We start from the raw sequence: 20,346 nt of genomic DNA, 5'->3' as shown, positions 1-20,346 counted from the left end.
ACTGTTACGTTTAATGTTATCAATTACTATATAACACGTAAACCATTGAAAAGAATAGAAAATAAAAAATTGATTTTTTATGTAAAAAAAACTAATCTAATGATAACGCATCTTTAAAAGAAAGATAATGTTTCTTATCATTATCCAAAATTCTAAACTGGTTTTTTGAATGTTAACAACAAATTGTATAGCCAAAGTTTTCTCTAAAAATAACATTGAAAATGTATCAAATGGAGACTTTAGTCATTTAGCTAAAATAGTAAAAGCATACACAAATAATTTTAATAAAGTTTTCACTTTAGCTGACATATTCGATTTCTGTTTTGACATACTGAGAAAAGAATATCGAAATGAATATTTCTATAAAAATATCATAGCAAATAAATTACTAATGGGAAGACATTCGCTCAGTAGTTCAACTATGCTTTCAGAGTTTCGTGTGGGTGGTAATAAAGCCGACTGCGTGATTATAAATCAAGTATCAACATGTTACGAAATAAAAACTGATTTTGATAATCTCAATAGACTCGAAAGGCAATTGAAATCTTACATTGAGCTATTTGATAAAGTGTATGTAGTAGTTTCTGACAAACATCTTCAAACTGTATCAACCTTAATTCCTGTTGAGGTTGGGATCATCAATCTCACTAACAAAAGCACACTAAAAGAGATAAAGAAAGCAGAAGTTGTCAAAAGAAAATTAAATATTTCTATGCTTATGCATTCACTTAGGATCGAAGAATATAAATATTTAGTTAAAAGCATATACGGATACGTTCCTCAAGTTTCCAATACAGAAATCTTTAGTGCCTGTGAAGAACTTCTCTTAAATTGCGACAATGCTCTAGTCAGGACCAATTATAAAAAAACTCTTTTAAAAACAAGAGATATAGATAAAAGTTTCTTATATTCATTGCCATCTTCTTTAAAAATTACAGGGATAAACTCTGATCTGAAGAAGCAACATCGTGAAAATTTGATAAACAATATTCATTCTACATACAGCAAGGACTTGTTATGTACTTCCCTATACTAAAAGGTAAAGAATTTGAGCTTAAAGCACTTCGTGAATTAGTTGACCACCTTTCCCCTGGAAATTTGTATCCAGTTATAGAACCACTCAATATAAAAAAAGATTATTTAATCGAAACAATTGATAAAATATCGCCAAAAGGATTTATCCCTTTGGTCGTTATAAACCCAAGGCAAGATGAGTATGAAACCACAGTAAATTCAAATATCTCATCAGATCTAAAAAAGGGAATAAATGTATCGCAAGGTTCGACGTTTCATCCTTGTATAAAAATTTTTGATGAAAATGATACAAATGCCCTTTCCTTTGCATCAACTTTTGATGAATCGTTCGCAATTTATATTGAAGGAACAATTACTTCAAAAATGATTCCAATCCTGCAACGAGCAGAACTTGTATTGTTGAATCCCGCAAAAAATACAAACCACGTGGTATGGAATACTTTGTCAAAAGTAGTTGTTTTCTCTGACGGATTTAGTAAAGAAGAAAGGAACCTCGATTACCCTGCTGAATCTGATTATGACAGTTTACATTTAACTTATAACCAATATCATAATGCCATTGGATTTGGAGATTATACAATACTACCTGAAAAGTTTAAAAAAGGTGGTGGGCCTGCTTATGTAATTACATTGCATCTTTCTTATATTGATAATACCAGGTTTAACAAAGTATACGTGCGTCATTTTTCTTCTTATACTAATACTCAAACACAGAGTAATCCTGGTGGTAAATTTAAAGAAGCACTTAATCTTTTAGTAAATCATGTTAATTCAAATTCTCATAAATTTGTGCATACTGAAGGTCTTAAGGGATTTTATGTGTATCATCAATCAAACCATTATCCTGGTTTAGGTATACCTAAAAAATTGTCGATAAAACATCATATAGAAAGCATTTATCAATATTAAATATAAAATTAATGCAATTCAATATTTTAAAAACACTGCTTAAAAAAGGAAGGTTTGATAAAGACCTCCCTTTTTTACCATCTAAAATTAATCCAGCCTTCACCCAATCAAGCTTTGATATTTAAATAAACATTAAAAATAGTAAAGCCTCACTGAAAAAAGGAATTAGTGTTTAACTAACGGGAACAAACAGTTTTCCCTTAAGAAAGAATATATCTCTTTCACCTTTTCATATTTTGAAGTTCGATTATCCCACTTTGGACTAATTCTAAATTCTCGATATTTAGAAGTTGATATAATTAATCTTTCTTTTGCTCGGGAAAGAGCAACATAAATAGCACACTTATCCTCGAAATTTTTAGAAGAATAATTCCAAAAAGCCTGATCCTCAATACCGATGAAAAATACAACTTTATACTCTAATCCTTTGCATTTATGTATGTTCATCAGTTGAATGCAATTTTCAGCTTTGAACATTTTTGATGCTTCAGATAAAGAGTTTGTAATGCTTATAGTGTTACGGAGATGAGTTTCAAGTTTTTCCCAGAGAGCATCTCTAAATGATTTAGATTTATATTGCCCCCATTTTGAAATTATTCTCTTAAACTGTATAAACTTGAAAGTTTCATTAATTACAGCCAACAAAGAATCTTCACCCGAATCAGCACTAAGGCTTCTCTTGGTATCTGAGATGTGAATAGATAATTTATTGATGAGGTCAGATTCATTATCATCACCTCTACTAACATTGTTTAACTCAAGATATAAGTCACATAAATCGCTGTAACAAGCATGTGATATATCAGTATAAATTCTGAATAAATTTGCAAATATTCTTCCTAAAGGCTCTTTTAAAGCATCCTGCAATTCCGACATATCAAGGTTATTAATTCCAACTTGAGTAAGTTTATCCCTAATAACTGAGGTATATAAGGAGGATTGTTGTTTTGTTAAAACACAGATATCCTTCTCTTCCGTTCCACTGTCAATTAACTCTCTAATTTGCAAAACCAAATCGTCCGCTTCTTCAAACTCATTATTATAGACATGAATAAAACAGTTTTTTGTTTTATGAGTAATAGTAAATGGCTTTTGGGAAGAATCAATAAAACTAATGAAACAAGAAAGTACTTTCTGTATTTCTTCACTTGCTCTATGATTTTTAGTAAGAAATTTGTTTTTAGCCGAAAAATCTTTTTGAAAATCTTTAAAAAAAGTAGGGGATGCCTTAGCCCACAACATTATACTTTGATTAATATCACCTACTGCGATCAATATGGTTGCTTTATTTAGGAATAATAGCTTAATTAATTCATATTGTTCGGCTCTTGTATCTTGAAATTCATCAATAAACACATGGGTATAACTAACTGCAAAAACATCGGCTATATCTGGTCTCAATTTGACAATTTTTATTGCATATCTTCTTAAATCCTCAAAACTAAGTTTATCTTTTCCATTTGATTTTTTTTGATCGGTTTCAACATCATAATTTCCAGGTGGCCGGATATCCAAGGGTAAAACATTTTTGAAGCGATCAACAATGCTTTTGCAAAAAGCATCAAATGTATAAGAATCAAATCGATTACCATTAGAACCACATCTTTTCATAATACGTTCTTTGATATTAACTTGAGCTTCTTTTTTAGTCGATAAGCATAATACTCTTTTAGGCCATGAGCAAAGCCCCGTCTGAAGTAAATAATTTGCTTTTTGTGCCAAGAACTCTGTTTTACCAGAACCTGCACCAGCTAAGATAGAAACTGATCCTTTCTCTTCAATCAGATCAATTAATTCATCAGTAGCTAAAATCCCCTCAGGTAAATTCCAGATTTTAGTCATTCAATTGTATCCTCTGAAAGTTTCACAACTCTATCTAACAAACGAATCAGCTCAGGTGGTAATTTAGTAATAATTTTTTTATTTGTATACTTTTCTTCAATTATCGAAAACATTCTTAAATGCGATGCTGGTTTACTTTTGTTTGACAAAAATCTATAACGATACCAAAGGAATTTATCTAAATACTCATCCCCAAAATTATACCGAATACCAGTATTACTACTTTTCAACACTGCATCGATAAGGTTTTTATCCTTTCCCTTTGCTATTTTATTAGGACCTTGCTCTTCATAAACCTTATCAGCAACACAAAAAATGTCAGGGAATGCACAGATCATTGAATAGTCGAGGTCTAGCGGAGATGAAAAGAAAACATTACACTCTTCAAGAGCTTCTACAATATTTTTTGAAATAGGCTCGGGTCTTCCTCTTATAAACCTTATTTTATATTTATTAGGATCTTTCTCATCATCCCATTCAGGTATTATTCGTAGAATTGAGGGTTTTATAAACCCCGTCGCTTTACCTACATTTAATACCTGCTCAACAGCATACTTCATTCTACCAAAACCACCGCCTTTTCTATCGATATCAAAATCAAGAAGAGTCACATAAGGGATCTTAAGATATTTCAGCAACCTCCAAAAATGATTAACATGTCTTCCTCCTAAAGGAACAACAGATATTGAATTAGAATCCATTTCTTTTGAATATATTTGAAGTAACTTTGGTAAAACAATCTCTTCACTATCCCCTTCTACAAATATGACAATCTTAGAAAAATAAATTTCAGGATATGCTTTAACAGCTTCCTTTACAAACTTGGAGTTTTCATCTGTATCATCGGGAAGAGATAGTTCGCAAACGATAGTGCATCTATTCTCGTTATCAATTCTGAAGTGCCTAATTTGCTCCGGCTCAATCCTACTTAATATGGATGGAGAATGAGACGAAATGATTGCCTGACAGAAATCATAATTACTATATTCCCGGATCAAAGAAATAATTCTACCTAAGTAGTGTGGAGATAGATGGTTTTCCGGTTCCTCAAGGCAAATTAGACTGAAAACAGGCAAGCGCATTCTTTCATAATTAAAGTTGCATTCTTTACCCTCAATTAAAAGCTCTCGTGTATTCCTATCAATCTCAAACATAGCTTTTATTAAAGAAAAATACACTAGCGATTTCTGCCCATCACTTAACCTATCAACACTAACTATATTTCCTAACTCATCAGGATTAAAATGCAATTGTAACAACTTTAATATTTCATCTATATTTGATATAGGAAATTTAAGTTGAGCCTTTGATAAATATTGACCTTTATAAATACTGTTCCAACTTTTATTTATTGATTTAGCAATTTCTGCAAATGCTGGATTCGTATCAGTTAACTCGTTTAGGCTATTCGCATGATTTTCTAACAACCCCCTATGTTCCCCAGTCCATTCAATAGCTTTGAGCAACCGACCTAAGACTGCTTTTGATGAGTATTTAAGTTGAATCATTGGATCACGGTTAGCGGGCACATAACTTAATTGTATTGAATTTCTAATTGCAGAAGAGCATCTTGTCATGTCAACTTCGTCTGGCTCCTCATCACAACTATCGATAATCCATAAGTTCTCGTCGATATCTCCTAAAGGGTTAATCTCATAACTAAGATTTGCTTCAAACCGGATACGAAAAACAAGTTCATCACTCTCATCACTGAAGGTTAGGTGCTCTATTAAAGGTGGAATCCCTAATTCACCTTCATTGACTTCAGGGAAATTAAACCAAGCTTCTATTATTAGATTTTTTTCTTGATCATAATCCGCACCAGCATTGTGAAAATCATTCACTGTTATTATTCTCAAAGAATGATCTACACTGAAGAGTTTACACAGGGCTTCCATAATCGTGCTTTTTCCTGTGCCGTTAGAACCTACAAGTGCTGTTAGTGTATTGTCGAAGTATATTGTTTGAGGTTTATCGGTTGATATACTTTTAAAACCAGAGATAAATATTTTTTTTAATTGCATAATCATTCCTGTAAGTGTCAGAGATTTACTATAATAATCAATAGTGCTTTATTTCCTTTTTGATTAAAAATCTAATTTTTATATTTTATAAAAATACATAATCTCTCTATGAATATAAATAAACCTAAATAAAACCAAATTGAAGATGTCTACTCCAGAGCGATTCACCTTAAAGATTTCATAAGAAAAAATGAACTAAATTAATCAAAAAAAATAAGTAAAATCAACAAGCCACTGAAATATATACGTTTTTATTTTGTTACTTTTTATTCTCGATAGGTTATACTTAAATCAATATAACAAATTTACTAGATTTTTCTAACATAGTATAGCAGCTCTCTACCATAATAATTAAGCATTCTATTAAGGGATATTAATTTGAAAGAACGATATTTTAACATCCCATCCCTATTTTTGGCATAAACAAAGCAATACTGCTTATTGAATATCAAGGCTACCTTAATATATTTAAAACTAAGTTTTATATTTAAGAAATGAATGAACATGACATAATCACATTTACACCTTAAGGTTTAAGAGAAACTAATTGTATTTTAGACATTAAATTTAAAATGGATATATTATACAATATGTCACTTAATATAAATTTAGGACATAAAACATGGTGAATAAAATAGACGCTTATGCTGTTTTTGATGGTGGTGGAGTTAAGGGTATTGCCTTTGCTGGCGCATTAAAAGCTGTAAGCGAGTCAAATATAAAGTTTGCAGGTTATGCAGGTGCATCAGCAGGAGCCATTATAGCCTTTTTATCTTCAATTGGATTTACAGGTGACGAAATATTTAAAAAAATTCAATTCATTGATTTTATTGGCTTATTAGAACAACCTGTTACTGATGAACTCCATATAGTGAAGAGTGTTATTGTTAAAAGAAAAGCAATTGGTTGGATTAAGAAAAAACCAAACTTTCTCAGGATTTTGAAGCAATTGTGGAAATTGTATTATTGTGTTTCCAACAAAGAAAGAAAGATCTTTGACGATGCTATGAATCGTTTATTTGATAATAATGGATTTTATAAGAAAACTAAGATTGAGGAATTATTAAAAGCTTATTCTCATGAGAAATTAACAATTAATAAAACTTCTAATGCCGTATTTTTAAGTTTCGCAGCCCATTTTAAACATACAAATATTGATCTGAGAATCATTGCTACTGACATTACTTCTGGCAATGCAGTAGAGTTCTCCCATAAGAAAACTCCTGACATTTGTGTGATCCAAGCATTATTAGCATCTGCATCATATCCTATAGTATTTGAGCCAAGTAATTTTAATGGTAATTATTTAGCTGATGGCGGATTATCATGTAATCTACCAACCTATCTGTTTCACAAGGACTCTTTCAAAAGGCTTCCTATATTTGCATTCGATTTAGTTTCAACCCCACCAAAAAAAACAATAACAACTAAAGTTAATTTCTTCGAACACGTTAACTCTTTAATTAACTCTTCTCTTGATGCTAGCACCAATATTATTTCAGATGTTTCAGGTGGAATTGCAATACCGATAAGAGTTCCAAATACGATTAATGCAACTGATTTCAAATTGACAGATAAACAAATGTTAAATTTATTTAAAAGGGGTGAGAAATTCACTCGGTTTTTTATAAACAATACTAAATTGATGTCTTTTTTAGATCCTTCGCAAGATGTGCACAGCATAGCTAGGCTTCTTTATGGTAAACTCGAGCCAATGCTTGAATTTTTAATCTCATATCTGCCTGAAAAAGAAGAAGTAGTTAAAGTATGGCTCTATACGACCATTAATCATTATGCTGACAAGCTTGTCTCTTTTGCTAAGACTACGAATAAAGACTGCGACAATCAAATTAAAGACCATATTTTTGATCTGAATCATGATGACAAAATCAACACTGGATTTAGTTGTGTGAGATGTTGGAAATCAACCAACACTACAATATTTTATGATGAAAGTAAGGGAAAAACTTTTATTAATTATCCTATTAAAATCTCATCAACTCCTGATAATAAGGCTAAGCAAAGAAAAATCGAAATGATAGCTGTTTTAACTATATCAGTAGAACAACACGTTTTAGACTGTAATTGGGTCAAGGTTATAAATAATTCGCAAGACTCAACTTGTTCCTTTGAACTTGACATCTCCGAAGATATTAGTATGATTTTATTTAGAAGTGCAAAAATCATCCGAAACGCAATACTTGGTCATCAGATGCTTTTTCATGAAAATCGTGGAGGTATCGAAAATGTATAAAAATCAAGAGTTTAAAGTAAAAGTTCTTTCTGAAAGGCAGGAGGGTTCTGACAGGACTACAACTAAAGAAGAGTTTTTCTCTTTAAATGATGTAGGTCTAATGAGAGCAGCCAGATCTCGCCTTAAATCAAACCTTATTGATAAATCACAATTAAGCAATAAAAAGCTTAAATTTGTTGAGAGTTAATTTTAAAGGTAGAGATATCAAATAATTCATTCACTTATGAATATAATTTCATTTTAGCAAGGGCTAACTGAGCGATGCTCAGTTGCCTTGCTTTTTCTGCCCTTCGGTTGAAAAAGAAAGATCAAAGCAAAAACTTCAATCCCAACCCATTGACGCAATTGATCTTTATGGTATTTATTATTGTTAGCATATGGATATGCTATTAATAAAAATATCAAAAGGAGTTGATATGAAAAAAAACAATATTATGTTCGACGATGATTTTCCTTCTACATTTTCCAATGAGCCTGCCGTTAAAAAATCACCCCCTAATCGTCTTCGCAAACACTCAGTAACTGTCAGATTAAACGAAGTCGAGTTGAGCAAAGTAAACCAGTTCAGAGGACAGCTAAGCAGGAGCTGTTGGCTGAGATCCTCAGCTCTTCAGCAACTACCCCCTTCTGTTCCCGAAATTAACAAAGAAGCCTGGCAGGAGCTTACTGGTTCCCTACAGAAACTGAATGATCTTACGTCGTTCCTGCTTCGCAGAGGCGAAGATGCTCAGCCACTATCGCAGGAAGTAAGTGCTTTAAAAGTGAAGCTGTTGCATGTAAGAGATGCTTTGCTGGCTCTTGAAAAGTGATCATCGCTGATGAAGGGTATGAATAAAATAAAAAGGGGTAAGAACTTTCGAGGAGTCATCTCGTATGCGCTTGCCCCTGCTCCTCATCATATGACTATACCAATGGTGATTGGTGGCAATCTTGTCGGCATCACTGTAGACGAGCTGAACGCCGAGTTCGTAAAGACTCAGAAGCTAAGAGAGGATGTTACGAAACCAGTTTGGCATAACTCCCTTCGTCTCCCTGTTGGTGAATCACTCACAAATCAACAATGGAGGAACATTGCTGACGACTACATGAAGCGAATGGGCTTCTCAGACACTCACCTTCGTTGTTATGTCCTACACAATGATGAAGCTGGTCAGCACATACACATCATTGCTTCCCGTATAAACGTTTTAGTAGACCGCCAACTTTACTTGGGTAAGAACGAAAACCTGATAAGCACCCGTGTGATCCAAGATCTTGAGCAAGACCACAAACTCACTCGAACGAAAGGTCCCTCTCCTGCTAAACCGCGCAAGAAGCAAAGGAAGCTCACTCGTAACGAAAAGATGATGCAGGAAAGGACCGGAGAGAAAGCTTCTAAGAAAGTGATACAAGAAGCTATAGATGCGATCCTTACCTTCTTCGATACCATCACTATCGAAAACTTCGTATATGAATTACAAAAGCAAAACATATCAGTGACAGCAAACATCGCATCCACTGGCAAGATGAACGGTTTTTCATTTGAGCATCAGAGAGTAGCTTTTAAGGCATCACAGCTCGGTAAGGCATACAGTTGGTCAAACATGAGTAAGCGAATCACCGTGACTGAACCTATAGAGGCTGTTGATCCTGAATCGATTGCCGACAATGAAAACGTTTCGAATCCCATTGAAGTTCCTCCCACAGCTACACCAACACCCCTTACTGCAAATACCAGAGAACATATCCGATCTCGCTGGTTGCAATGGATACCTTACCTCGACGAGCTTGTTGCCAGTTTAAAAGCTGTTAGTTCAACGATACTCAATCCTCTCAAAAGTAATGTCATCTATACAGCAATACGAACCGGCAACTCTGAAACACCAGAGTTTCCTGAGGTAAATTCTCAAGACTCGGCAAGAAAACCGCAATTTAAACCTCTTTAAACGGCTAGTTTTCAGATAGTTAAAATCATTCCCTAAGCCAAACACAACAAATATTTTCATTTCAAATCAGATTGATAGATAAAAACGATCGATCGTTATTACTGATCAATTATCTATTCATGATAGCCATTGACTATCAAAAGAAAGCAATCGATCGGTATAAATGATTTGCTAGACCCTGTTTCCAAGCCGTAATGTAACTTCAAACGAAACCACCTAGCACACTGATTTATCAGCAGAATAAGCTGATGCATACGTGCGCCTTCGATTCAGAGAAACTAACCTTGGACGAACCTATGACAGCAACAACTGAAGTAAAACAGCCCAACTTCCTTATGATGAAACGGGTATGGATTGCAATTGCACTTCCGATTGTCATTTTCTATTTCTCTGGAATTCAGGGGTTGGTCCAGCTTGCAATCGTATGGATTTTCGCAAGCATCATGCTCTTGATGTTTGCCTACAAAAAATTCCGAATTAAGAAGTGGAATGCCAGCACCAGAGATGTGTTCGGAGAGTCTGACGGCATGTGGAGCCATGAGTTTGGTTCAACTGCTATGAAGCTCGATGAAAAACGGGGACTAATCCATCTCAAGGAAGAGAACAAACAAAAAACCTATCCGTTCTCAGCAATCAAAGAGTGGCGATACGATTTGTCTACTACGAGAGAACGGGCTGGTATCAACAAAGAACTCGACCGCACTCATGATTTCAGAGAGTCAGGCTTTTACATCGCAGTAGATGATGTTCAGCATCCTGAGTGGAGAGTAATGTTTTTCCCGCAGCATGGCGACTTCAACTCTCAGGAAGGCATTCGAGATACGGAGCTTCAGCTTAAAAGATGGATGCATATCTTTGACAACTTAATTAACAGATAAATTTTATTTATTATTTATCAGTGACTTAAAAACCAATCGCCTGATTGGTTTTTTTAGGCTGCTGACGAAGTTTGGTGAAAAAGTTGCTATAAACTTTGGCGATATGATACCTATTATAGGCGGAATCATAGAGGGCACTTTCGATAGTGTATCAACAAATATTGTTGGAAATGTCGCTCGCAAAACCTTCATTGAAAATAGTCCTTTGATAAAAACGGACGATGAAAAATTGAATAAGGATGTTAGAAAGTGCTTAGTAATGTAGATTCAAATAAAGAAAAATATCATTCACTATTTTTCAAATTATTAAATTTAGTTCCTATAGCTGGACTGATATATTCATTAGGTGTCACAAGTTTATGGATATACTTTGACAGATTAGGAAGACTTGACGTTTTCCATGCTGCATTAGAAGGTGAAAAATCATTTGACATAATAACAACTTCTCTATTTATATCGCTTTTTCTTTTTTTATTAATTTTTTACACCCCGTCGTTGCTTATGGTGGTTTGTTTTAATAATAAGTTTTATAAAAAAGACGGTTTCCCTGAAACAATTGAGTATTCTATAAAAGCTGTATTTATAACCTCACTTTTGACTTTAGCTATATTTTTAACTGGCACTTACTTTTTTTCTTTAGATCCCACACGAACGGAAATGCTATTAAGTTTCATAGCAATAATAGTAATCAACCTAACCTCCCTTTACCTAAGCAAAAGGAAGGAAATAAAACAAAATAGAATCAGTCTCATGAGAAAGCTCAAGGCCTATTTCTTGATAACACCTATATCAATTACCATTATATCACTTGCTCCAATAACGGCACTGGCACTTTTTATACCGTTATTGAAAATAAATAATGAAACATCACCACTTAGCTTTATGAGTGTCGTAATGATCTCTGTTGTTGTTATAATGTTCTCTCAGATACCTGCAACTATTTTTCTGAGAGATGACAAAAAAACATCATCTTTTAAAAGAGCATGTTTGGCCATAGGATTTGCGCTGCTATTATTAATTCCTATTTCTTTTGTTATAAAACCAATACCTATAATAATTATAGATATAACCATGAAATTAGCAGGTTTAACTGATTATAGAGAGCATAATTATTTCATTAAATCAGAAGACTACTCTGAAAAGATTTTTAACAACCCTGTTTGGCAAAAAGAAGCTGATAAAAGTGAAAACAAATACACAATAAAAGGTATTACTTTTTTCGCTTATAAAAATGTCAGCTTAGTATGTCCATTAGGCATTGAAAAAACATACAAAGAAGCAAGGAAATTTTCAATATTTGATCTAAGCTTTGACACGGACATTTTGAAGGAGTTGGAAAGAAAAATGCAGTCATGTTTTGTTTTTGATAAAAACAAAATCATTCAATGGAATGACACGAATTAAATAAAATAAAGGATCGTAATTATTTTTATAAATATGATCCTACTTTCTAATTTTTAGTTATTAATCCATACGTAGCAATTTTCTTTCATGCCATTTTTTTTCATTTGCAGAACACTCGCCCTAAGTTAAGTGTAAAGATCATATGGCATATTTATTGTATCGCCATATTGAATAAAAAGTATATCCTATACCCTTTTCTTCAATTTGAAACCATCCGCTTTAAGCTCTGCTGAAGGCGTAAAGCTTTGTTTTTGAGTAGCAAATATTCTTTCTACTTCATACTCATTCCAGATAATGTATTCAATAATAAACTTATAGAAATACAGCACCCGTTCGAGACTGACAGTTGAAGGTATTGTATAGAAGTTTGGACTTAGTAAAGCCGAACTCAAAACTGCAATAATGTTGCTTGGTCCCTTCAGATAGGGATTCTGATAGTCTTGCTGATACTTCAAAAAGTATCCTACACAAAACAGGTAGGCATCTTTTACGATTTTTTCTTTATTGCAGTCTGATTCATCGTATCTAAGAATGAAGCGATTGAGGAGTATCAAAAATTTTTGATCTGGCAAATATCTGTTTAATTTATTCATAGTAGCATCCTTGCTGTTGTGAATGTCATCCTGACATTTAAAGAAATATCATAATATTCATTCATGTCAATAGTTAAAACCTATCAAATTTCTAATTGAATATCTTTTTTAGGTAAGGGACGATTAAGCTCTTCGGCTGTTATTTGCTTTAAATGAGAATTATATAGCCATATCTTAAACTGCTCTAAATATCTGTTATTCAATGCTATCAAGGCTTCGTTTTCAGTTTCGAGCCTTTTTATTCTCTGACAAGCAATTTTTAAATTAGCAGGTTTAACCGCACATATTTCTTTCACTCCAGACTTGAGAAGCTTCTTTTTTGAATTAAAACAATCCGCAATTTTAATATGACTACTTAAAGATTGCCTTGAAGGTCTCTTCCCAATTATCTTTATCAACTCGTCGCATAAAGACTCCCAGGTCAGCTTCTCATCGTCATTCCAGGTATTAATAACTTTCATTATCAATTTTTCATCATAACCAGTAATGTGTTTAGCCATTTATTCTCCTTTTATTATTTTAGTTTGAAATTTATACCATTTATCAGCATTAATATTCCCATCATTTTTATCATAATTGGTTTTTTCAAGAATTTTAGTGTGTATCATCATTAGTTGGCCATCATCCGTTCCAGAGTCTTGTAAGGGATAATAACTACAAGGCTCAAAAACATATGAGTGCTTGCAGTAGCCATGCTTAGTGACGAGCACAGCTCCATCATTCAATAAATCGAAATCAGTTATGTCCATAACAGCTATTTCTTTTTTCCTATGGCTATTACCGGCTCCGATTGAAGTTTTATCTTTCATGAGATTGATCATTTGTATGTGTGATCGGTGATCGTAGGAAACATTTTGTGATACCAACTTCCTTCCAGACCATCTGGCGATGCTAAACTCGTCCATACCATTGATTTGAGAAAACGTATTTAATAGATGTCTTAACTGATGAGTCCTAATCGAATATGGACTACCATCATCGTTAATATAACCGTGTCTTTTAAACAGGTTGGTAGTGCCTTTGATACTTGCAAAGGCATCAATATCCGATCTAAAAAACTGAGCAGTGGGTCTGAACAAAGGTGCCAAATGATTGCTCGTTTTCTTACATAATTGTCCCTCAAATAACAGACACAAAGCATTTGAATATTTGATTTTCTTCTCTTCATCATACCAGGGAAAATTTTGAGGTTTTTTACTAAAGAGTTCATATCTATATGACTCTGGAACCTTCCCTTCCATCGTTTTTGCAACAAACCTTGGATGGGTGGACAACTTTCTCAGCCGGGCTATGGCCTTTTTAGCTACAGGGACCATTACTGAAGGAATCCATTTGATGTCTCCAGCATACCCCTTCGCTGAAAAAAACCTTAAACCATATCGTTCAATGCCTTTCTCATCATGCTCTGTAATCGCACAATCCGCAGGAAGGTTTAAAATTTCCGAGATTCGTCCTGGTGCACACATCAGGAGTGCAAGAACAGACGTTGTGAAAATGTCCCTCACAGACAGTCGGCTTTCATCTTTGGAAAAAATCTCTGCAATAGCTATGACGGATTTTATGTCTGGTAATTTTGAGTGCCCTTCCAGTGAAGGTTCATAACCTTGCCAACTCTGAGTTATCTTATGCCTTAACGGATTTACCCAAAAAAAGTATGATGAGATTGTCATTCTGTTTTCACTCAAGAATGAACATAGGTTCTCAAGTTCTTTACCAATTACAACTGCTTGTGATTTTGTATATTTAGCAGATGCTAATCTTACACACTCATCAAAAATGTTATTATTACACTTGACTACCTTAGCTTCACCGTATGATTTCAATAATACAAACTCAACGATCTTCAACATTGCCAAAGCATTCTGGTTTGATTTTGACTTGTTAAAAGAATGAATATGAAACATATAAGCTTTAGCAAAATCAATGAAGCTATCATTTAATCTATCTTTGCTATTTCGATTATTTTTCATGTCAAACTTGTTGAATCTGTAACATCCCTTCCATACATTGCTTTCCCATGTAATCGCTAACTTTGAGTTGAATATATTACTCTTACAAAACTCAATAAAACCTTCAACGTTTAATGATGGATTATTTGTATTTATTGGCTCGAATAAAATCACATTGGTCATTCAGAACTCCATGCTCTAAAGTTTATGCAGGTAAAACACTCTATGTGTTCGTGATTACAATCAGTGAATCCAAAAGAATTTAAAACATATTCTGTAAAGAGCTTCTTGTTCTGTGTGCTATCGCTACCCTGAAATATCTTCGATAAAGGTTCAAAAAATAAATGAAGTTTCATATCAATATCGTGAACATTATCTGGGCTATTTTTTACCTATATCCCTGATGAGTTAATAGATTTATGGTCTAATGCTTTAGCGATCACTTCAACTGAGGCTCCTTCCTTTGCTAAACGAGATCCAAGGGTATACCTGAATCGTCTTGCATTAAGCCGTATAGCCTCGTTATTTCTTGACGACCAAATGTTAAATTTAGTAGTCAAGATATTTAGTTTCCTTGAGATAAATGAATTCTTCATATGTAAAAAATCAGTTGCCATAATGGTATCTAAACTCTGACCAGACTGAATTGATACGGATTTTTTTACATCCATGAATATAGGTAATTCATTTTTTATATGACCAATACTCTGACTAACACCATCTTCAATATGTTTTTGATTCATATCAATCAAGGTTGTTAGTTTCTCATAAAGGCAATCATCGATACTTACCAAGCTAAACTCACTTCTAAAGTCCTTCCTTTGTTTTACTTTAGGTATATTTAGAAAACAACCTTCTCCCGTTCTGATCAGATCTTTCGCTTTTAAGGACGTTAACTGTAATGGCCTCCTTCCCGTGGTTGCTAAAAGAATCACATAGCAATAAAGATACATAGGAATTTTTTCTTCTTTCAACAAATTGCTGATACTCTCAAGAACGATTTCCAGTTCTTCTCCAGTTAGCGGTCCACTATTTGGATCTCTTCGTTTGACGGCTTCTCCTGTCAAATTAGTTTTAACCCTTCATTTTTGCCAGCATTGTTAAAGCTGAGGTTTCAACTCCTACATAACCGAGCTTTTTCCACTTCGTTAGAAACTTCTTTATAGAATTGAGCTTGTAGTTTTTCTCAGGGCCTAAACTAACATTAAATTGATAAACCGCATTAGCATCTATCGTCTTAATGTCTATCATCCCTAACCATTGACTAAAAATCTGGTTTATGTTTTTTGTGTAACCTGCACTGTATTCAGCCGAAAAGTAAGCCAAAGTAGTAAGGTAACCAATACGCATCGACTCTGGCATTTTGTCGGCAATCTTATGTGGAAAAATACAAGTCTCTTTATCTAATTGCCATTTGATATCAGAAAGCTTGAAGCTATACCCCTGCATCGTTGCAAAAACCAGATTCTCTTTTCTTAGATTACATGTTTCCATTATATTGACCCTCAGTTATCTTTTTCAAAGATTCATAAACTCTTCCAATAACTTCCTTTTCTTTTTCTGATATATGTTTGAAATTATAGTTTTCAGACATTTTAGAATCTTTTGACCACCCCATGAGATAGCATCTCAATCCTGATTTTCGACAGATTTCCAAATTTGAACTATCCATTTCATTTGAATAGAAATAGTTCCATGAATGCCTCAATCTATGCCCTGATAAATCCTTTAATTCCGGGTTTGCTTTTTTAATAGTTGAAATTATTTTCTCATATGCTGAAACAGATAATGGTTCTCCTACAGTTTTACCTGCGCTATGAGTTACAAATAGGAAGTCATGTTTTTTCTTTTTAGTAATTTTACTTCTACAAGTATGTATGTAATCGAAGATCTCCATCACTAAATCGTCTGATAATGGGATTATCCTTTCGCCAGTTTTGACTAGTGGCTGATTCAGCCTCCGGTCTTCAATGTAGTCATGTCTTCTGAAGATACTCAGTGTGTTATTTCTAAGATTTAGATCATTTACTTTAAGATTTAGTAATTCACCTGCTCTCATCCCACAATTCAGTAGCAAGGTAAAAATGAGCCTGTTCCTCACTTGAACCTCCTTCTGAAAGGGGTTTTGGCTCCCTTCAACTTCCAACAGCTTAAACAGAGTTTTTATTTGTTCTTCACTCAATGATTTGTCTTTTCTGTCGTTCATGCTGTGTGATTTATTTCGTGGGAGATGTGCTCTCAAATTTTCTATGAAAGTATCGATTTCATATCTGGCATGGATTCCCTTCATAGAATGAATCAATCCGCACAACCATTTTAGGTAATTTGAAAAAACGTGTATCCTGTAACTAAAAGTTCTTGTAGCAATCTGCTTTCCTTTGAGTAATCTTACATTCGGAATTTTTTGTTGATCGAATCTTTGCTTTGCATACCGTATCAGGTCATCGACTTCGGCTACACTCAAGAACAGCTTGCTTTCAATCCTATCAATGATTTTGATTTTCCTACTTTTCATAAAATTGCTAAGGATAAGTAGGTTCGTTGCAACTATCTCCATCGTTGATGCAGTCGCACTTCTGTTCCTGACATTAGTTGTGAGATAAAGGTTCTGGTAGTAAACTGGTAGCAGTGTTTCTTTGTTGAGAATTAAGCAACCTCGTTCTCCACTGCTCATGACAAATTTTTTTATTTTGAATGACATTGTAATAACCCTCCGAAAACTTTACATTTAGTAATCACTACGGCTTATCATTATTTTATCGATTCAAACTTTGCAATTTTATTTTGTTATTTTTGGTTTTATTTATAATCCATTTAGATACTTAAAAAAATTTCTTTCACGTGAAAGAAACCAGTACGGCTAGTTATAAGTAGTCATACCCGATTCAAGAAGAAAAACTAATAAAGCCTTATTGCATAAGTAATACAGCGGCGCCAAAAAATAATTTGGAAAGTATTCTGTTAAATTTTACTATTTTTTAATATTAAAACTTTACATTTTTAAAATGATGAGATTTTAAATAGTAATTTGTATTGTTGTTCGTCCATTGTAAATACTTTCTACTTCGTTCCAGTATTCCTCTTGAATAACTTTAACTTTACTGCGGAGTTCATCTCCCATATGAATTATCAATGCTCCTCTTTCCAACATGTCACCCAGCAAAATTTTTGTTATATATTCAGTGCTTAGCTTAAGAAGGTCAATGTCATCTGTCATGAATGAATCTTCATCTGGGAGAGATCCGGCATTGTGTCAACATAATAGTTAAGCATACTTCTTTTAATACTTAAGCCACATAGCAACACATAGTCTTCGCCCTTTTCAGTCTTTTTTACTGCGATATTAATTTCATTCTGTGTGATTTTCTTTGATAACCCCCTGAGTAGCTCATTACATTTGACCACTGACAGTATGGTTTCATAAATATAATTTCGACTTTTTTCATTTAACTCAGGTAAAAATTTGAATGGGTTTAGTTGGCTATCTCCGAGGTAATAGCTTAAACACACCACAGATTTCTTATTCAATGGATTCATAGCTAATAGCCTGATAGCTTCAGCATCGAAAATCTTATCGAAGGTTTTTTGACTCACATGCCTTGAAAGATTCCCAATATTTAGGAATTCTTTGATTTCCACATTGTCCTCACTTTGTCGTAGTCGTTGGTCTGGATTTTTACTATCGAGCCATTCTCGAACTGTTGATGGTGTCAGAAACCCACTGATCTATTTCCGCCTCAATAAAAGCCACAGCCCTGGAACCTAACTTGATAGGTTTAGGGAATCTATTTTCGGAAATCAATCGGTAAATCCATGCTTTCTTGTAACCTGTTTTATGCATGACTTCTGGTAAGCGGATAAGTCGTGTGGTTTGTTTAGTAGATGTGTTCATGATTGTATCTCCTCGTCTTGTCGATGAGTTGATACTAAGTAGACGGGAACAGGCTTTGAAGGGATTTAATGGACATTATTACTTGTGGGCCATTACTACATTAGTGTCTTGGGGGACGTTTTTTTTTAAAAGCTCCCCCTTGACATTTTAAAAAAAAGGAAATCGAACTCTAATAAATCTGATTAGTCTCAATCATTAAAGACTAATGACAATTTTTTTCGAACACCACTAATCACTTCATAAATATAGAATTGCTATCTTTTGAAAGAAAAATATTCTTTAAATGTGTTTAAAATAGTTGTTGTATTGCTCGGTAATTCAACAACACCTGTTTCTTTATTAAAATATGCTTCAAGAACTGCTATGTAAGCGTGTCCAACTGCCTCAGTCAATGCTATAGCTGTTGTTGCCGAGATCGCTCCACCAATGACACTGCCCACACCTGGAATGAATTTTAATAAATTCGAAACAACAGCTTTTCCAACCTGAGCAATAGCAGTTATTCCTAATATTCCAGTAACGACGCTTGTTGCATTTGATATATCAGAGCTAAGTTCAAACTCCGCATTTATTTTATAAATCATAGTGCTTTGTGCAGCGGCTATCAGTGGTGCATCTGAACCTGGGATTGGTGATGCACCGACTACACCCGCAGCAACGGATGCCGCATGAACAACTTTTCTTGCACTGCTTTTCATTGCTTCAAGTCGAATTTCAGACTTTACCACTTGAGCCTTTTTTAGGGCGTTAGTTGCCCCTTTAACTCCCTCTGGGAGTAGTTTCAAACTAATACCAAGTAACTTATCCATACCATGAGATGGTATAGTAATACTTTTGTTAATCCTATAGTCAGAAGAAAGAACCTTCACATAATTTAGGTTTTTTATTTTATTTTTCTCGCTGGTAATTTCTTCAATCGCACATTCTATAAACTCATCCTCAGACTCACCATAAGCTTTCGTAAATACTACAATTGTTGGAATTTCATATTCTTCCGTTAGCTTTAAAAGTTCAATATCTCTTGGCTCAATTCTTGAGCTTGACGAATCCACACATAACCAGCCAAGATGAGGCACATCATCAACATGTTTATACTCTTCAAAGCTATTCTTGATATCTTTTTTAAGTTGATTAATGGTTAGATCGTAATCTTTTGCTTCAATTCCTTTTGTATCCCATAGAACGACGCCTTTCTTTTTAGATTTTATTTTGGTGAGATGTTGGGTTACAGGCTTACCTTTCCCTGCTTCTGCTAAATCTTCGCCAAAAAATGAATTAACTAAAGTGCTTTTTCCAACACCTGTAGCTCCAAAAAGAATTATATTGAATTTATCTTTTCCATTAAAAGCGTTGTCTTCAGCTTTTTTCGAATCGAAAGTATTAGTTTCTTTATTATATGCATCACCAACAAACTTATCAAAAGCATCAAATACATTAGAGGCTTTACTTACCATTTAATTTTCCTTAATTAATAAGATAAAAACAATCATAGCTACCGTAATAATCTACGGCATTTCTGTGTAATAAATTTTTGTTGGTCTACGAAGCCTAACGATGGTTCTGAAATGATTGTATTTCGGATTTTTCTTAATTACTACGTATTTTTCAGATATCTTTTGCTTATCTATAGAGCTTAAAGCC

18 protein-coding genes and 1 pseudogene are annotated in these 20,346 nt (G+C 33.8%); 8 read left to right on the top strand and 11 right to left on the bottom strand.

The genetic code is table 11. The features are described 5' to 3' along the window. Positions 1–169: 169 nt before the first annotated feature. Entirely contained in the window at positions 170–1,036 is an 867-nt protein-coding gene (locus ACP3TC_RS06195) for a sce7726 family protein (protein ID WP_426817790.1), read from the top strand. After that, positions 1,018–1,944, top strand: a complete 927-nt coding sequence (locus tag ACP3TC_RS06190) for a sce7725 family protein (protein ID WP_426817789.1) — start codon at positions 1,018–1,020, stop codon at positions 1,942–1,944. The genes ACP3TC_RS06195 and ACP3TC_RS06190 overlap by 19 nt, the downstream gene beginning before the upstream one ends. Before the next feature lie 165 nt (positions 1,945–2,109). Here the strand turns inward: ACP3TC_RS06190 and ACP3TC_RS06185 are convergent, their stop codons facing one another. After that, positions 2,110–3,786: a UvrD-helicase domain-containing protein gene (locus ACP3TC_RS06185; protein WP_426817788.1), complete on the bottom strand. Its 1,677-nt coding sequence runs from the start codon at positions 3,784–3,786 to the stop codon at positions 2,110–2,112. Further along, positions 3,783–5,810 carry an ATP-dependent nuclease gene (locus ACP3TC_RS06180; RefSeq protein WP_311972908.1) on the bottom strand — a complete coding sequence of 676 codons (2,028 nt, stop codon included), beginning with the start codon at positions 5,808–5,810 and terminating at the stop codon, positions 3,783–3,785. Before ACP3TC_RS06180 ends, ACP3TC_RS06185 begins: the two co-directional genes overlap by 4 nt. A 622-nt stretch (positions 5,811–6,432) precedes the next feature. On the opposite strand from ACP3TC_RS06180, the gene ACP3TC_RS06175 reads away from it, so the two are divergent. From ACP3TC_RS06175 to ACP3TC_RS06150, 6 genes are all read left to right on the top strand, one after another. Then, entirely contained in the window at positions 6,433–8,064 is a 1,632-nt protein-coding gene (locus ACP3TC_RS06175; RefSeq protein ID WP_426817787.1) for a patatin-like phospholipase family protein, read from the top strand. Next, a complete protein-coding gene (locus tag ACP3TC_RS06170; protein ID WP_426817786.1) occupies positions 8,057–8,251 on the top strand; it encodes a hypothetical protein in 195 nt (64 codons plus the stop codon). The genes ACP3TC_RS06175 and ACP3TC_RS06170 overlap by 8 nt, the downstream gene beginning before the upstream one ends. Positions 8,252–8,480: 229 nt before the next feature. Further along, the gene (locus ACP3TC_RS06165; RefSeq protein WP_426817785.1) at positions 8,481–8,873 is read left to right on the top strand and encodes a hypothetical protein; all 393 of its coding nucleotides are present in this window, start codon (positions 8,481–8,483) and stop codon (positions 8,871–8,873) included. A gap of 9 nt (positions 8,874–8,882) precedes the next feature. Continuing rightward, positions 8,883–9,989, top strand: a complete 1,107-nt coding sequence (locus tag ACP3TC_RS06160; RefSeq protein WP_426817784.1) for a relaxase/mobilization nuclease domain-containing protein — start codon at positions 8,883–8,885, stop codon at positions 9,987–9,989. 296 nt (positions 9,990–10,285) lie between these two features. After that, positions 10,286–10,867: a DUF4755 domain-containing protein gene (locus ACP3TC_RS06155; RefSeq protein ID WP_301253493.1), complete on the top strand. Its 582-nt coding sequence runs from the start codon at positions 10,286–10,288 to the stop codon at positions 10,865–10,867. A gap of 249 nt (positions 10,868–11,116) precedes the next feature. After that, the gene (locus tag ACP3TC_RS06150) at positions 11,117–12,271 is read left to right on the top strand and encodes a hypothetical protein (RefSeq protein ID WP_426817783.1); all 1,155 of its coding nucleotides are present in this window, start codon (positions 11,117–11,119) and stop codon (positions 12,269–12,271) included. Between the two features lie 185 nt (positions 12,272–12,456). On the opposite strand, the gene ACP3TC_RS06145 is transcribed toward ACP3TC_RS06150, so the two are convergent. From ACP3TC_RS06145 to ACP3TC_RS06105, 9 genes and pseudogenes are all read right to left on the bottom strand, one after another. Continuing rightward, positions 12,457–12,864: a hypothetical protein gene (locus tag ACP3TC_RS06145; protein ID WP_426817782.1), complete on the bottom strand. Its 408-nt coding sequence runs from the start codon at positions 12,862–12,864 to the stop codon at positions 12,457–12,459. An 83-nt stretch (positions 12,865–12,947) separates the two neighbouring features. After that, positions 12,948–13,364: a hypothetical protein gene (locus tag ACP3TC_RS06140; protein ID WP_426817781.1), complete on the bottom strand. Its 417-nt coding sequence runs from the start codon at positions 13,362–13,364 to the stop codon at positions 12,948–12,950. After that, positions 13,365–14,996 (bottom strand): DNA-binding protein, encoded by a 1,632-nt coding sequence (locus ACP3TC_RS06135; protein WP_426817780.1) that lies wholly within the window; start codon positions 14,994–14,996, stop codon positions 13,365–13,367. After that, positions 14,993–16,307, bottom strand: a pseudogene (locus tag ACP3TC_RS06130) (tyrosine-type recombinase/integrase). Before ACP3TC_RS06130 ends, ACP3TC_RS06135 begins: the two are co-directional and overlap by 4 nt. Beyond that, a complete protein-coding gene (locus ACP3TC_RS06125; RefSeq protein WP_426817779.1) occupies positions 16,294–17,514 on the bottom strand; it encodes a tyrosine-type recombinase/integrase in 1,221 nt (406 codons plus the stop codon). The pseudogene ACP3TC_RS06130 and the gene ACP3TC_RS06125 overlap by 14 nt, the downstream one beginning before the upstream one ends. A 315-nt stretch (positions 17,515–17,829) precedes the next feature. Further along, positions 17,830–18,030, bottom strand: coding sequence for a hypothetical protein (locus ACP3TC_RS06120; RefSeq protein WP_426817778.1), 201 nt, complete (start codon positions 18,028–18,030; stop codon positions 17,830–17,832). Continuing rightward, positions 18,027–18,452 carry a hypothetical protein gene (locus tag ACP3TC_RS06115; RefSeq protein ID WP_426817777.1) on the bottom strand — a complete coding sequence of 142 codons (426 nt, stop codon included), beginning with the start codon at positions 18,450–18,452 and terminating at the stop codon, positions 18,027–18,029. The genes ACP3TC_RS06120 and ACP3TC_RS06115 overlap by 4 nt, the downstream gene beginning before the upstream one ends. A 40-nt stretch (positions 18,453–18,492) precedes the next feature. After that, a complete protein-coding gene (locus ACP3TC_RS06110; protein WP_426817776.1) occupies positions 18,493–18,705 on the bottom strand; it encodes a helix-turn-helix transcriptional regulator in 213 nt (70 codons plus the stop codon). Positions 18,706–18,959: 254 nt separating this feature from the next. Then, the gene (locus tag ACP3TC_RS06105) at positions 18,960–20,159 is read right to left on the bottom strand and encodes a GTPase (protein ID WP_426817775.1); all 1,200 of its coding nucleotides are present in this window, start codon (positions 20,157–20,159) and stop codon (positions 18,960–18,962) included. Positions 20,160–20,346: the final 187 nt, after the last annotated feature.

The organism is Winslowiella sp. 2C04, from assembly GCF_050037805.1.
Lineage (GTDB): Bacteria > Pseudomonadota > Gammaproteobacteria > Enterobacterales > Enterobacteriaceae > Erwinia > Erwinia toletana_A.
Note: the sequence above shows the minus strand (reverse complement) of the source record. Positions and strands in the feature narration are given on the sequence as shown.